Origin of the sequence: Corynebacterium pseudopelargi, assembly GCF_003814005.1 — a bacterium.
Taxonomy (GTDB): Bacteria; Actinomycetota; Actinomycetes; order Mycobacteriales; family Mycobacteriaceae; genus Corynebacterium; species Corynebacterium pseudopelargi.
Genome location: NZ_CP033898.1, coordinates 1304908 through 1317827 on the forward strand (window position 1 = coordinate 1304908; position 12920 = coordinate 1317827).

Below are 12920 nucleotides of genomic sequence, written 5' to 3' on the forward strand. Positions count from 1 at the left end.
ACCCAACAGCATGCCAACACTTTGAAAACAACATATCGTTTGTGCTTGTTACAACAATGACGATCACGATGCGGGCGTGTCACAAGATCTGCTTGCAACACCTACCCACACCCATTGGTGATCTCCACCCGGTCACACCACACCCATCACACACCACCACCAAACTGGCGAGAGTGTGCAACCTCATCAACGACGATGCAGTGTTGTTCAAAGAAAAGAAAAGAAAAAATATTGCTCCTTAGAAAGGAGGTGATCCAGCCGCACCTTCCGGTACGGCTACCTTGTTACGACTTCGTCCCAATCGCCGATCCCACCTTCGACCACTCCCTCCACACACAGTGGTTGGGCCATGGGCTTCGGGTGTTACCAACTTTCATGACGTGACGGGCGGTGTGTACAAGGCCCGGGAACGTATTCACCGCAGCGTTGCTGATCTGCGATTACTAGCGACTCCGACTTCATGGGGTCGAGTTGCAGACCCCAATCCGAACTGAGGCCGGCTTTCAGCGATTCGCTTACCCTCACAGGCTCGCTGCGCGTTGTACCGACCATTGTAGCATGTGTGAAGCCCTGGACATAAGGGGCATGATGATTTGACGTCATCCCCACCTTCCTCCGAGTTCACCCCGGCAGTCTCTCATGAGTCCCCACCATTACGTGCTGGCAACATAAGACAAGGGTTGCGCTCGTTGCGGGACTTAACCCAACATCTCACGACACGAGCTGACGACAACCATGCACCACCTGTACACCAACCACAAGGGAAAGACTATCTCTAGCCCGATCTGGTGTATGTCAAGCCCAGGTAAGGTTCTTCGCGTTGCATCGAATTAATCCACATGCTCCGCCGCTTGTGCGGGCCCCCGTCAATTCCTTTGAGTTTTAGCCTTGCGGCCGTACTCCCCAGGCGGGGCGCTTAATGCGTTAGCTACGGCACAGAAATCGTGGAAGATCCCTACACCTAGCGCCCACCGTTTACGGCATGGACTACCAGGGTATCTAATCCTGTTCGCTCCCCATGCTTTCGCTCCTCAGCGTCAGTTACTGCCCAGAGACCTGCCTTCGCCATCGGTGTTCCTCCTGATATCTGCGCATTCCACCGCTACACCAGGAATTCCAGTCTCCCCTACAGCACTCAAGTTATGCCCGTATCGCCTGCACGCCCGGAGTTAAGCCCCGGAATTTCACAGACGACGCGACAAACCACCTACGAGCTCTTTACGCCCAGTAATTCCGGACAACGCTCGCACCCTACGTATTACCGCGGCTGCTGGCACGTAGTTAGCCGGTGCTTCTTCTCAAGGTACCGTCACAAAAAAGCTTCGTCCCTTGCGAAAGAGGTTTACAACCCGAAGGCCGTCATCCCCCACGCGGCGTCGCTGCATCAGGCTTGCGCCCATTGTGCAATATTCCCCACTGCTGCCTCCCGTAGGAGTCTGGGCCGTATCTCAGTCCCAATGTGGCCGTCCACCCTCTCAGGCCGGCTACCCGTCGCCGCCTTGGTAGGCCATTACCCCACCAACAAGCTGATAGGCCGCGGGCCCATCCCACACCGAAAAAACTTTCCACCACACGAACTACCATGTGGTCCTATCTGGTATTAGACCCAGTTTCCCAGGCTTATCCCAAAGTGCAGGGCAGGTCACCCACGTGTTACTCACCCGTTCGCCACTCGAGCACCCTGCAAGCAGGGCCTTTCCGTTCGACTTGCATGTGTTAAGCACGCCGCCAGCGTTCGTCCTGAGCCAGGATCAAACTCTCCACAAAAAATGAACAAAACAGTCCACAAAGGCTCGTGAAAAGCCCAAAACCTAGCAAAGCCACCACCAAAACAGTGGCAACCAAACCAAACGATGACAAAAAAATCATCAAAAACAAAACAGGGCAATCAGTGCACACGCATGGCCATCCTTGACGAGGACAAACAACCACACACACCAACCACCCTAAGTACTACCAATCACAATAACCGTGACAACAGCACCACAACCGGCACCACCAACACGACCATCATCATCAACAGCACAAAACATATAAAAAGTATTGGCACACTATTGAGTTCTCAAACAACACGCACACTCACCACAGTGAGTGCAACGGAAACACAACCTAACACAGCAACGAACGCTGCGTCAACACAGCATGAACAACTATCCACACCACGTGTTTCCCATCTCCGCGACACCAACCGTGTCGCAACGACCCCGATAAAACTACACACACCCCAACAAACACACAAACCCGCAGCTCAACCGCGGGTTTGAACGTCGAAAAGCTAAAACTAGCTATAGGGCTAGGAAGCGAAGTGTGCTCCAGCGAAGTTTTTCTTGCCCTTACGCAAGACCAACCAGGCACCGTGCAGCAGATCCTCATTGGATACCACCCAATCTTCAGACTCAATGCGCTGGTTATTCACATAGGCACCACCTTCTTTAATGGTGCGGCGCGCAGCTCCCTTGGAAGCAGCGAGATTGGACTCCACAAGCAGATCAACAATCGAGGGGGTTGCATCGGCATCGAACTGCGCAATGGTGGTTTCTTGCAGCGAAGACGCAAGCGTCTGCTGGTCTAGATCTTCTAGCGAAGCGCGGCCAAAGAGTGCCTGAGCTGCAAGTTCAACAGCCTTTGTGGCGTCTTCACCATGTACAAGGTTGGTCATCTCCTGTGCAAGGCGACGCTGCGCTTCACGCAAGTGCGGGCGCTCGCTTAAAGCCTGCTCGTATTCGGCGATCTCCTCTTGGCTGAGGAAGGTAAACCAGCGCAGGTAGTCGATCACCACAGCATCGCCGGCGTTAATAAAGTACTGGTACCAGGAGTATGGGCTGGTCAGCTCCGGGTCTAGCCAGAGCTTGCCGCCACCGGTGGACTTGCCAAACTTCTGGCCATCGGCGTCGGTAACCAAAGGCACAGTAAGGCCATGGACCTTTTCGCCATCAACGCGACGGTTGAGATCAACGCCGGAGACGATATTGCCCCACTGATCACCACCACCGATTTGCAGGGTCACGCCCTTATTGCGACGCAAGTGCACAAAGTCATTTGCCTGCAGCAGCATGTAGGAAAACTCGGTGTAGGAAATGCCATCGCTTTCCAGACGGCGCTTCACCGTATCGCGATCCAGCATGGTGTTGAGCGAGAAGTTCTTACCCACATCGCGCAAGAACTCAATCACATTCATCTGCGCAGTCCAGTCGGCATTATTTACCATCTCGGCGTTGCCGTCTTCGAAATCCACAAAGCGAGCAATCTGCGCTTTGATGCTCTCCATATTTTCCTCGACCTGCGCTTCGCTGAGCATGGAGCGCTCCCCCACGTCACGAGGATCACCGATCATGCCGGTAGCACCGCCGGCCAACGCCACAGGCTTATGCCCTGCCATCTGGAAACGCTTCAGCATAATCAGCGGCACAAGGTGGCCTGCATGCAGGGAAGATCCCGTGGGATCGAAACCGCAATACAGTGCGATTGGTTGCTCGGTGTGCTCACGCAACGCATCCACATCGGTGGAATCGTTAATGAGGCCGCGCCACAGCAGTTCGTCGATGATATTCAAGGCATGTCCTTTTTAGTTAAGAAAATGTGTAGTGCTCACGGCGTTTCTAGCGCTTAGGCGCTTGAAGGCCAGGGTTGTGCTTGATCAATAAGCATGACCGGGATCCCGTCTTCGATGGGATAGGCGATGCCCAGACGGGGATTTAGCAACACTGACTCTTGCTCGCGATACTCAAGCGGGCCGTGATCCTTCGGACAAACCAGGATTTCTAGCAACTCAGGATCAATACTCATGGGTACACAGCTTAGCTTTCGGGTTTGAAAAGATGGTGAAAGCACAGGCAAGGCCTCCAGATCCACCCCACAAGGGGGGTCGCAATCGTGGAGGCCTATCATGCCAATGCAACTCTGGCGGCAAGCACCTTTGGCTTGGTACGCAGTGCTTTGAGCCAGCAATAAGGGCAGTTAGCGTGCGGTATCGATCACGCTAGCGCTTGCCCATGCGCGCAAGTCCTTGGAGCGTTGCTCTGCGCGCTGGCGTTGTTCTGCAACACGCACACCTGCAGTACCGCCGCGGGTAGCACGCGAAGCAACGGCGCCTTCAACGCTTAATACATCACGCACGCCTGCATGAAGGGCCGGGTGCACCGAGGCCATTTCCTCATCGCTGAGTTGGTCAAGGCCTTTGCCTTGAGCTTCCGCGATCCGCACACAAGCACCGGAGGCCTCGTGCGCTACTCGGAATGGCACGCCCTCGCGCACCAGCCACTCCGCCAAATCGGTGGCGAGTGTGAAGCCTGCTGGAGCAAGTTCTGCCATGCGCTCTTCATTAAAGCGCAGCGTAGACACCAGACCCGTCATCGCCGGCTGCAGCAAACGCAATTGCGCAACCGAGTCGACGATCGGCTCTTTATCTTCCTGCAAATCGCGGTTATATGCCAAAGGCTGGGCCTTTAAGGTGGCCATCAAACCTGCGAGGTTGCCAATCAAACGGCCGGTCTTGCCACGGGTCAGTTCTGCCACATCTGGGTTCTTCTTCTGCGGCATGATCGAGCTGCCGGTAGACCAGGCATCGTCGAGGATGACGTAGCCATATTCCGGGGTGCACCAGTAGACGATCTCTTCTGCCAGGCGCGACATGTCCACAGCGATTTGCGCCAACACGAATGCGGCCTCGGAGGCAAAATCGCGAGAGCTGGTGGCATCGATGGAGTTATCGGCTGCCTCATCAAAACCGAGCTCCGCGGCAATGGCCTCGGGGTCGAGTTTGAGTGAAGAACCAGCCAAGGCACCAGAACCATAGGGAGACACCGCGAGGCGCTTATCAAGATCCTGGAGTCGGTTGACATCGCGAAGCAGCGGCTGAGCATGAGCAAGAAGCTGATGTGCAAGCAGCACCGGCTGTGCTGCCTGGGAGTGCGTCTTGCCCGGCATGATCGCATCGGGGTGATCTGCTGCCTGGGTGATGATGGCATCGACGAGGTCGAGTGTGTCTTGGGCTACGTCACGGATGGCGTCGCGAAGCCACATGCGAAAAAGCGTGGCTACCTGGTCGTTTCGGGAACGCCCTGCACGAAGGCGACCTCCAACCTCCGGGCCTACACGGTCAATCAGCCCACGTTCCATGGCGCCGTGGACGTCCTCATCACTTGGCAGAGGGCCAAAGCTGCCATCGGCTACATCGCGGCCGAGTTGTTCGAGGCCGGCGAGCATGGTGTCGAGATCTTCATCGGAAAGCAGCCCGGCTTTGTGCAGCACTTTGGCATGTGCCTGAGAGGCCAACACATCATAGGGTGCCAGCACCCAGTCGAAATGCGTGGACACGCTCAGGGCAAACATTGCCTCGCTGGGGCCGCCGGAAAAGCGGCCGCCCCACAGCGCACCTTCGTTGGTACCGTGTGACATTTACTGCGCCTCGCGGTCGCGCTTGTTGGCGATCTTGGAGGAAAGGCCGTGCAGCTCCACGAAGCCCTTTGCCAGGGTCTGGTCGAAGGTATCGCCGGTGTCGTAGGTAGCCAGGTTGAAGTCGTAGAGCGAGGAATCCGACTTGCGCCCATTCACGGTGATCTTGCCGGCGTGCAGCACCAGGCGGATATCGCCGGAGACGTGCTCCTGGGTGGATTCGATGAAGGCATCCAAGGAGCGCTTCAGCGGTGCGTACCAGAGGCCGTCGTAGACCTCCTCGGACCAGCGGGCGTCGACAAGGCGCTTGTAGCGTGCAAGCTCTCGTTCAACGGTGACATCCTCGAGCGCCTCGTGGGCGGCAATCAGGGTCATAGCGCCCGGAGCCTCGTACACCTCGCGGGACTTGATGCCCACCAGGCGATCTTCGACCATATCCAGGCGGCCAACGCCCTGTGCGCCGGCGCGGCGATTGAGCTCTTCAATAGCCTCGAGCACGCTCACGCTGCGGCCGTCGATGGCCACTGGAACACCGGACTTGAAGGTGATGACCAACTCATCGGGTGCATTGCCCAAGCCCGGATCCTCGGTGTATGCGTACAGATCCTTTGTGGGTGGGTTCCACAGATCTTCCAAGAAGCCGGTTTCTACCGCGCGTCCCCATACGTTTTGGTCGATGGAGAAAGGCGACTTCTTGGACTGCTCGATGGGCAGGTTGATTTCTTCTGCGAAGGCGATGGCCTTGTCGCGAGTCCAGGCGTAATCACGCGCGGGTGCGATGATTTCCAGGTTCGGGTCCAGGTTGCGGAAGCCAACTTCGAAGCGAACCTGATCGTTGCCCTTACCGGTGCAGCCGTGGGAAATGTGGGTGCCACCGTGTTCTTGGGCAGCCTCCACGAGGTGCTTGACAATCAACGGACGAGAGATAGCAGAAACCAGCGGGTACTGCTTCATGTACATGCCGTTGGCCTTGATGGTAGGCAGGCAGTATTCCTCTGCGAACTCATCTTTGGCATCGATAACGATGGATTCCACTGCACCGCAATCAAGGGCGCGCTGGCGCACCGACTCCATATCCTCGCCACCTTGGCCAAGGTCGAGCGATACGGCAACGACCTCGCCGCCGGTCATTTTGGCCAAGTAGGGAATGGCAACGGAGGTATCAAGACCACCGGAATATGCGAGAACTACGCGGTTGCTCATAAGAATGCTTGCTCCTTGAAAATATGTCTTAAGTGTTCAACATGGCTGATGCAGCCCTCAGTGTGCCTGAGCACTGCAGCCAAACCTGTGGGATGTATCCACCTGCTCGTCGCAGTGGAAGTTTAGCGCTCGTGGTAGATATCTTGAGGCAACGCTTCAAATTCGCGCTGCGTCATTCGGGTGATGAGGTCTTTGCCGTTGAGTGGATCTCGAGCCAAGACAAATACTGTGTCGTCGCCGGCGATGGTGCCCACTACTTCTTCCATGCCCACCCGATCAATAAAGGAGGCAAGGAAAGGCGCGGCACCTGGTGGGGTGCGCAGCACCGCCATATTGGCTGAATGATCGATGGAAACGAGAAGCTCATCGAGCATCTTGCGCAGTTTTTCGCGTACACCAGCCGTTTCGGCTAGGGAGACTTCCTCGGCTCCGATGACGTAGTAGCCGCGCCCGCCTTCCGGCCTGAACTTCCTTGCACCGAGCTCATCTAAGTCGCGCGAGAGCGTGCCCTGGGTGATTTGCACGCCTTTTTCTTCCAGCAGCTCCGAGAGCTCCATCTGGCTATGCACACGGTTTTGCTGCAGGATGTCAACGATTAGGGTCTGGCGAACGGTACGCGTTATCGGGCTTCGAGGCATCGATTATCACTTTCTGCGACTCACAGGTGTATTTGGGTGAACACTCCACAGGATGTCTAAACAGGCGTTTGAATATTGGCGTTGGTTATTTCCAATATTTCAATCCACCTTATTTTATTCTATTCCTCTAGAAATACACAAGGGTTAGGCTAACCCTTGGGTTGATGCTCAAGTAACCACACCAGCAGCGCTTTTTGGGCGTGAAGGCGGTTTTCTGCCTCATCAAATACCCGCGACTGCGGCCCATCAATGACCTCGGCAGAGACTTCACTGCCGCGATATGCAGGTAGACAATGCAAGAAAATGGCCGAGTCTTTCGCCTTCGCCATCACATCTGCATTGACTTGATAGGGCAAAAATGGAGTACGGCGATCGATGCCGTCGTTTTCCATTCCCATCGACACCCAGGTATCAGTGATCACCACATCGGCATCGCGAGCTGCTTCAACATCATCGCTGAGCAACACGCTGGCGCCGGTTTCTTTTGCCCTGCGGCGGGCCCTATCGACAAATTCCTGCTTCGGCTGGAACTGCTCAGGGGCGATGATGGTGATATCGATGCCGGCATTGGCAAAACCGAGCATGTAGGAGTTGGCCATATTGTTATCGCCATCGCCCATATATACGGCCTTTAAACCACGCAACTGCTCTGGCTTGGCATCGGGTGTGCAGTGCTCGACGATGGTTTGTAGATCCGCCAAAATCTGACAGGGGTGAAAATCATCGCTGAGCGCATTCACAATCGGCACCGTCGCGGTTTCAGCCATGGCCTCTAAGTTGCTTTGGGCATAGGTGCGCCACACGATGGCAGACACGAAGCGCGAAAGTACCGCCCCGGTGTCTTGATACGTTTCGCCCTTGCCCATCTGGGATTTACCCGTCTCGGTAATAATCGGGTGCCCACCGAGTTCTGCGATGCCTGCGCTAAAAGAAAATCGCGTTCTAGTGGAAGTTTTATCAAATAACACCGCCACTGATTGCGGCCCTGCTAGCACTTGCTGGGAATAGGGCTTGGCTTTGAGCTCGGCTGCAAGCGCTAGTACCTCGGCCTGCTCTTGTGGGCTGAGGTCATCATCGGCTAGAAAATGCCGGACATTCGGTTGAGTCATGTTCTTCCTTATTCTCCTTGAGCTGCACTGATCGCCTTGGCCAATCGCGTGATAGCTTCTGCTATTTCTTCATCACTAATCACCAGCGGCGGGGTCAAACGAATCACGTTGTCTGCCGGGTTGTTCAGGATGAGGCCTTGACGCAACCCTTCGGCAACCACCTGCTTGGCTATTGCTGCATCGAGCACCACACCGAGCATCAAGCCTCGGCCGCGGACGAAGGAGACGCCGGGTAGCTGCTCAATTTCGGTTGCAAGGTACTCCCCTTTGGCCTTGACCTGATTGAGGAATTCGGCATCGAGCACGTCTAGTACGGCAGAGGCTGCGGCACAGGCTACGGGGTTGCCACCGAAGGTGGTGCCATGCGCACCTGGTTGCATCAGTTCTGCGGCTTTGCCTTGGGCGAGTACCGCGCCGATTGGCAGGCCTGCACCAAGACCTTTGGCCATGGTCACCACATCAGGAAGCACATTGGCATGGGCGAAGGCGAAGAAGTCTCCAGTGCGTCCAGCACCAGTTTGTACCTCATCAACGATCATGAAAATCCCGTGGGCATCGCACAGCGCTCGTACGTCTTCTAAAAAGCCTGGCGGGGCGGGGATCACGCCGGTTTCGCCTTGGATCGGCTCGAGGAAGATCGCTGCCACATCATCGGGATCGGTGGCAACCATGGAGCGCAACACCTCAATATCGCCATAGGGATAAAACTCCACATCCGGCAAGAGGGGGCGGAAAGGGCGCTGCTTAGCGGGTTGGCCGGTGATAGAGAGCGCACCGAGTGTTCGGCCGTGGAAGCCGTGTTGTGCGGCCAACACACGACGCTTGCCGCTGAGCTTGGCAATTTTCAGCGCGGCCTCGTTTGCCTCTGTGCCGGAGTTGCAGAAAAACGCCTTGACATCTTCACGCCCTGGGGCAAAGCGTTGGCGTAATTGCTCGGCTACTTCGATCACCGGTTGGGAGGCAAAGAGGTTGGAAACGTGCCCCAGGGTAGATACCTGGGCTTGGACGGCTTCAATCACGGCCGGGTGGGCATGGCCGAGAGAATTTACGGCAATGCCTGCGAGCATATCGATATATTCTTTGCCCTCGGCGTCGTAGACCTTTGCCCCCTTGCCTTGCACAAGGGCAATCGGCGGTGTGCCATAGGTGTTCATCAACGATGCTGACCAGCGTTGCTGCAGCGATGAGGTCATTGTTCTACTCCTTGCCCATCGTGTTCCCGGTACAAAGGCTCGGGAAGTTTGTGCACATTGTCATCGGAATCGCTAATGACCATGGTGCCGATGCCGCCGGAGGTAAGCAGCTCAAGTAGCACTGAGTGCGCTACTCGCCCATCGATCACGTGGGCTGCATCAACACCCGCCTCCACGGCATGAAGGCAGCTTTCCATTTTCGGGATCATGCCTGCATCCAGATCGCCAAGAATCTTGGCTAGATCGCCAACGCGAATCATCGAGGCAAGGGAGCTGCGATCCGGCCAGTCGGTGTAGAGGCCTTCAACATTGGTCAACACAATCAGGCGCTCAGCCCCTAATGCGGCTGCGAGTGCCCCGGCTGCTGTGTCGGCGTTGATGTTGTACACTTCTCCGTCTTCACCAGGGGCGATGGTGGATACGACGGGGATGCGGCCTGCCTCGATAATGTCGTTAATGGCGCTGGCATCCACATGGGTGATATTGCCAACCTGGCCAATATCCGTCATCTCACCGGCGACGTCGATCAGGCGCTTTTCTGCCCTAAACAGCCCCGCATCTTCGCCGGACATGCCAACGGCGTAGGGGCCGTGGGAGTTAATCAGCCCAACAAGATCCCTGCCTACCTGCCCGAACAAGACCATGCGCACCACGTCCATGACCTCGGGGGTGGTGACGCGGAATCCGCCTTTGAATTCCCCTTCGAGGCCTAGACGTTTGAGCATGGCTGAGATTTGCGGCCCGCCACCGTGGACGACCACGGGTTTTGCTCCCACGGTGCGCAAGAACACCATATCAGCTGCGAATGCGGCCTTGAGATCTTCATCGACCATGGCGTTGCCACCGTATTTCACCACAACGATCTTGTCGCGGAAGTGCTGGAGCCAGGGCAATGCCTCGGCCAACACATGGGCTCGCAATTGCGGGGTCAAGGTGGGCTCATTGCTTGGCGAATGTTCGCTTGTGCTCATTGTGCTTATTCCTTACAGCGCTTTCAGCCTGATCCTAGGAGGAGTATGCGGAGTTGATTTCTACGTATGCGTGGCTGAGGTCAGTGGTGCGCACGAAGGCCTCGCCGGAGCCTCCGGTGCCGAGGTCCACGCGCACATCGATATCTGCTCCGCTTAAGTCAACGTCTCGTGCACCAGGCGCACCGGTGCTGCCAAGGCAAACGGGCTGATCATTAAACCAGACCGAAATATTATCTGGGTCCATGGCTGCATCGGCCATGCCCACTGCTGCAAGCACGCGACCCCAGTTGGGATCAGAACCAAACATGGCGCATTTAAAAAGATTGTCGCGGCCAATGGTGCGCGCCGCAGCAAGTGCTTGCGCATCGCTATCGGTACCGGTGACGGTGATCCGCACACGCTTGGTCACGCCTTCAGCATCGGCTTGAAGCTGATTGGCAAGATCTGCACATGCCTCAAGCACTGCCTGTTCAAATTCCTCAACGCTTGGGCTAATCCCGGAGGCACCGTTGGCAAGCAGCAATACCGTGTCGTTGGTGGAGGTAGAGCCGTCTACATCGAGGGTATTGAAGGTCACTGCCACGGCCTTTGCCAAGGCTTGTTGTGCTACTTCTTGGCTTATCGACGCATCGGTGGTCAAACACACCAGCATGGTGGCAAGCGAAGGCGCCATCATGCCAACGCCTTTGCCCATGCCGCCTAAAACCCAACCCTCGCCTGCTACGAGCGTTTCTTTGCGTACCGTGTCGGTGGTCATGATGGCTGTGGCAGCATCGTGGCCTGCTGCTGTGGATGTTTCAAGCGCAGGTGCGGCTTGGTCGATGCCGCTGAGCAGGCGCTGCATGGGCAGCAATTCTCCAATAAGCCCCGTGGAGCATGCAGCGATGCGTTCTGGCGCAATATCCAATGCTTCGGCGAGGTGTTGGACGCTCGCGGCGCAATCTTTATCACCTTGGACGCCATTGCAGGCATTGGCGTTGCCCGCGTTAAACAGCACCGCTTCTAGTTCGCCATCTGCAATGGCTTTTCGTGACCACTTCACCGGCGATGCCACCACTCGGTTGCGGGTAAAAACTCCGGCCGCGGTGTATTCGGGGCCGAGGTTTCGCACGATGGCTAGGTCGGTATTGCCTGAGGGCTTAATGCCTGCGGCAATGCCTACTGCAGCAAAACCTTCGGCTGCAGTCACACCGGTGGCGGTATCAGATGACATGGATGCTCCTTGGAAAAAGAATGTGTAAAAGGTGCGGTACGCAAGTATCGGCGACTATTTAGGGTGCTACTCCGGCGATGGCAAGCCCTGCGGTTTCTTCATACCCCAGACTAATATTCATGCACTGCACCGCTGCCCCTGCCGTGCCTTTGCAGAGATTATCAATGGCTGATGTCAGCAGCACGGTGCCAGCTTTGTGGTCTACTTCTACCTGCACCTGGCATGCATTGGAGCCCACCACCGATTGGGTTTGGGGTTGCTGGCCGGGGGCGAGCAGGTGCACGAAGGGTTCATCGGCATAGGCTTGCTCATAGGCTGCGCGCACTGTTGCCTCATCCACGCCATCGGCAAGTGCTGCGGTGGCGGTGCTGAGGATGCCACGCGGCAACGGCGCAAGCACGGGAGTAAAGCTAAGGCGGATATTTTGGCCGCCTACTGCCTGAAGATTCTGCACGATTTCTGGGTTGTGGCGGTGCTTGCCTGCGGTGTTGTAGGCCTTAAGCGATCCCATGGTCTCTGATCCCAGCAGGCCCACAGATGCCTTCTTTCCACCACCGGATACACCGGTGATGGATACTAGGTTGATATGTGACTTGATCAGACCTTTGGCTACTGCTGGCCATATTGCCAAGGTGGCGCCGGTGGGAAAGCATCCAGGAATGGCGACTCGGTTGCTTGCGGCAATGGCCTGCCTTGCACCTGGCATCTCTGGGATGCCATAGGGCCAGGAGCCTGCGTAGGTGCCACCGTAGTATTCCTCCCAGTCTTCGGCGTTGCGCAGGCGGAAATCGGCAGCGCAGTCGATCACGAGGGTGTCTTCTGGGAGTTGTTCTGCGATCTTGGCGGAGTGACCGTGCGGCAGGCCGAGGAATACCACGTCGTGTTCGCGCAATTTATCAATATCGCTTGCTTCGATGGTGCGGTGGGCAAGCTGCGGCAGATGCGGCATGGCTTCTGCTACTGAAACTCCAGCAGAGCTGCCCGCCATGAGTGATCCGATACTGAGTTTGCCTTGGTGATACGCCGGGTGCTGCAGCAGGATCCTCAAGACTTCTCCCCCGGCGTAGCCGGTAGCACCTACCACTGCAACGTTGAGTGGTTGTTCGCTGGACTTCGAAGCATTCATACTCAAGAACTATACACTTTATGCAGTCATAAACAATTTATTTGCCTTTGGTGGCAGATTATGCAAAACGCCC

The 12920-nt window shown here is 56.4% G+C and carries 10 protein-coding genes and 1 rRNA gene; all 11 read right to left on the bottom strand.

Annotation, left to right across the window (positions count from 1 at the left end; translation table 11 throughout):
• Positions 1-242 precede the first annotated feature (242 nt).
• A 16S ribosomal RNA gene (locus tag CPPEL_RS06115) occupies positions 243-1767 on the bottom strand.
• Positions 1768-2293: 526 nt separating this feature from the next.
• Positions 2294-3553, bottom strand: a complete 1260-nt coding sequence (tyrS, locus tag CPPEL_RS06120) for a tyrosine--tRNA ligase (protein ID WP_123960292.1) — start codon at positions 3551-3553, stop codon at positions 2294-2296.
• 53 nt (positions 3554-3606) lie between these two features.
• Positions 3607-3786, bottom strand: a complete 180-nt coding sequence (locus CPPEL_RS06125) for a Trm112 family protein (RefSeq protein ID WP_123960293.1) — start codon at positions 3784-3786, stop codon at positions 3607-3609.
• A gap of 171 nt (positions 3787-3957) precedes the next feature.
• Positions 3958-5397: an argininosuccinate lyase gene (gene argH / locus CPPEL_RS06130; RefSeq protein WP_123960294.1), complete on the bottom strand. Its 1440-nt coding sequence runs from the start codon at positions 5395-5397 to the stop codon at positions 3958-3960.
• Entirely contained in the window at positions 5398-6597 is a 1200-nt protein-coding gene (locus CPPEL_RS06135; RefSeq protein ID WP_123960295.1) for an argininosuccinate synthase, read from the bottom strand.
• 122 nt (positions 6598-6719) lie between these two features.
• The gene (locus tag CPPEL_RS06140) at positions 6720-7235 is read right to left on the bottom strand and encodes an arginine repressor (protein ID WP_123960296.1); all 516 of its coding nucleotides are present in this window, start codon (positions 7233-7235) and stop codon (positions 6720-6722) included.
• A gap of 149 nt (positions 7236-7384) precedes the next feature.
• Positions 7385-8344 (bottom strand): ornithine carbamoyltransferase, encoded by a 960-nt coding sequence (gene argF / locus CPPEL_RS06145; protein WP_123960297.1) that lies wholly within the window; start codon positions 8342-8344, stop codon positions 7385-7387.
• 8 nt (positions 8345-8352) lie between these two features.
• On the bottom strand, positions 8353-9537 hold the full coding sequence (locus tag CPPEL_RS06150; protein ID WP_123960298.1) for an acetylornithine transaminase: 1185 nt from the start codon (positions 9535-9537) through the stop codon (positions 8353-8355).
• Complete coding sequence (gene argB, locus CPPEL_RS06155) at positions 9534-10508, bottom strand: acetylglutamate kinase (RefSeq protein ID WP_123960299.1); 975 nt, start codon at positions 10506-10508, stop codon at positions 9534-9536. Before argB ends, CPPEL_RS06150 begins: the two co-directional genes overlap by 4 nt.
• Before the next feature lie 34 nt (positions 10509-10542).
• Complete coding sequence (gene argJ, locus CPPEL_RS06160; RefSeq protein WP_123960300.1) at positions 10543-11721, bottom strand: bifunctional glutamate N-acetyltransferase/amino-acid acetyltransferase ArgJ; 1179 nt, start codon at positions 11719-11721, stop codon at positions 10543-10545.
• Positions 11722-11779: 58 nt separating this feature from the next.
• Positions 11780-12847 carry an N-acetyl-gamma-glutamyl-phosphate reductase gene (gene argC / locus CPPEL_RS06165; RefSeq protein WP_123960301.1) on the bottom strand — a complete coding sequence of 356 codons (1068 nt, stop codon included), beginning with the start codon at positions 12845-12847 and terminating at the stop codon, positions 11780-11782.
• Positions 12848-12920 lie beyond the last annotated feature (73 nt).

Excerpts from the sequence above, each read along its gene's own strand:
- CPPEL_RS06125 (WP_123960293.1), bottom strand. The coding sequence starts at position 3,786 with ATGAGTATTGATCCTGAGTTGCTAGAAATCCTGGTTTGTCCGAAGGAT.
- argH (WP_123960294.1), bottom strand. The coding sequence starts at position 5,397 with ATGTCACACGGTACCAACGAAGGTGCGCTGTGGGGCGGCCGCTTTTCC.
- CPPEL_RS06135 (WP_123960295.1), bottom strand. The coding sequence starts at position 6,597 with ATGAGCAACCGCGTAGTTCTCGCATATTCCGGTGGTCTTGATACCTCC.
- CPPEL_RS06140 (WP_123960296.1), bottom strand. The coding sequence starts at position 7,235 with ATGCCTCGAAGCCCGATAACGCGTACCGTTCGCCAGACCCTAATCGTT.
- argF (WP_123960297.1), bottom strand. The coding sequence starts at position 8,344 with ATGACTCAACCGAATGTCCGGCATTTTCTAGCCGATGATGACCTCAGC.
- CPPEL_RS06150 (WP_123960298.1), bottom strand. The coding sequence starts at position 9,537 with ATGACCTCATCGCTGCAGCAACGCTGGTCAGCATCGTTGATGAACACC.
- argB (WP_123960299.1), bottom strand. The coding sequence starts at position 10,508 with ATGAGCACAAGCGAACATTCGCCAAGCAATGAGCCCACCTTGACCCCG.
- argJ (WP_123960300.1), bottom strand. The coding sequence starts at position 11,721 with ATGTCATCTGATACCGCCACCGGTGTGACTGCAGCCGAAGGTTTTGCT.
- argC (WP_123960301.1), bottom strand. The coding sequence starts at position 12,847 with ATGAATGCTTCGAAGTCCAGCGAACAACCACTCAACGTTGCAGTGGTA.